The organism is Burkholderia sp. Ac-20379 (assembly GCF_017104645.1).
GTDB lineage: Bacteria > Pseudomonadota > Gammaproteobacteria > Burkholderiales > Burkholderiaceae > Burkholderia.
This window is the reverse complement of record NZ_JAAGPF010000673.1, coordinates 1-1,559: the sequence shown is the minus strand read 5'-3', so window position 1 is coordinate 1,559 and position 1,559 is coordinate 1. Positions and strand designations below refer to the sequence as shown.

General features: G+C 72.2%; 2 protein-coding genes. One reads left to right on the top strand and one right to left on the bottom strand.

Translation table 11 applies throughout. The features are described 5' to 3' along the window. The coding region (locus G3N92_RS33840) for a DUF2894 domain-containing protein (RefSeq protein WP_206131843.1) at nt 1–423 on the top strand (423 nt) is incomplete at its 5' end. A gap of 44 nt (nt 424–467) precedes the next feature. Here the strand turns inward: G3N92_RS33840 and G3N92_RS33835 are convergent. Beyond that, a partial coding sequence (locus tag G3N92_RS33835; RefSeq protein WP_206131842.1) for a hypothetical protein occupies nt 468–1,559 on the bottom strand: 1,092 nt, incomplete at its 5' end.

Below are 1,559 nucleotides of genomic sequence, written 5' to 3'. Positions count from 1 at the left end.
CGCGCGCGCGGCGCGGCGAACGCACCAAGCCACACGCCCGCGGCCCAATCGGCTCAATCGTCCAACCCGTTCGCCGCGCTCGCGCTCGACAAGGCGCGCACGGCCCGCAGCGCGCCGCCGGCCGCCGTGCTCGATTATTTCCGCGAAATCTGGTCGAAGCTGAGCGCCGACCGCCAGGTGCAGGCCTCGCTCGACAGCGTGCCGAAGAACGCCGGGCCGCTCAACTCGAGCAGCCTCGTGCACCGTGCGCTGCTGCAGATGCGCGATATTTCGCCGGAATATCTGCGCCAGTTCCTCGGCTACGCCGATACACTGTCCTGGCTAGAGGATCTGCAACGCGGCGATCCGGCCGTGGCCGCCGCCAAGGAAGCGCCGCGCGCCGCCGCGGCGAAGAAGCCGAAGCGCACGCGCACGGCGCGCTGACGCCCGGCATCGCGCCGGGCTTCGCTCACTCCGCTCCAAACCGCTTACGGCGCGACCCGCCGCAGCACCGGCTGCCCCTTCACGGTCGCCACGCCCACCCAGCCCTTGCCGTCCACGCCGACCGCGCGCAGCTTGCCGCCGAGCGGCTGGGCCGGGCCGGCCGTCTTCGCGTCGAGATCGACCGGCACGCGCACGGTCGGCTCGTCGCCGCCGCACGCATTGCCGATCAGGTCGAGCCGCGATCCGTCCACCGCCACCGCCCTCAGCGAGCACAGCGGCTTCTTCAGCGAGAAATTGCGCACCAGCTTGCCGTTGCGATCGAGCACGGCCACGGCCAGCGCGTTCGGCGTCAGCCCGGCCGTGACCACGCCGCCATCCGCAGCAACCCAGGCGCGCGCCGACTGCGTGTCGCCGGGCAACGCGTAGGTGGACCACACGTATTTGCCGCTGCGCGGATCGATCTTCGAGGCGGCGAACGCATCGCGGCCCGCGCCCTTGTTCGGCATGAACTGGCCCGACACGATCAGGTGCGCGCCGTCGAAGCGCGCCGCCGAATCGAGCCAGAACGCGCCGCTGGCGAGCGTCGAGAGGCCCGCCGGCGCGAAATCGGCGCCGAAGCGCGCCACGAACGTGCCGAACGGCCCGCCGCGCTGCGCGCTGCCGCTCGTGCCGCCCACCACCGCGAGGCCGGCCGGGCCCGCGTCCAGGCCGTAGAACCATTCGTCGTAACCGGCCTCGATCGTTTCGTGCCGTTCGAGCTTGCCGGCCGCCGAGATCCGGCTCAGCGTCACGCGCGTCTGGTTCTCCGATTCCACGCTGTTGGTGGAATCCTGCGTGACGGCCGCATAGCCGTTGCCGGCGGCGGCGCAGGCCACGGCCTGGTTGCCGACGTAATCCTTGCCGTACGGAATCGACACCTTCCACAGCACCGCGCGGCGCGCCGCATCCACCAGCACCACCATCGCCGCGTTGCTCGGGCCGGTGTCGTCGAACACCGAGCCGCTCACGCAATACCGGTTGCCGCCCACCGCGCTGACGCCGATCGCCATAAAGCCGTCGGGCGTGCCGAGCGGAATGTCGGCCTGCGCCGCCCCGGCGGCCTGCCCCATGCCCGCCGCCGCGCCCCCGGCCAGCAA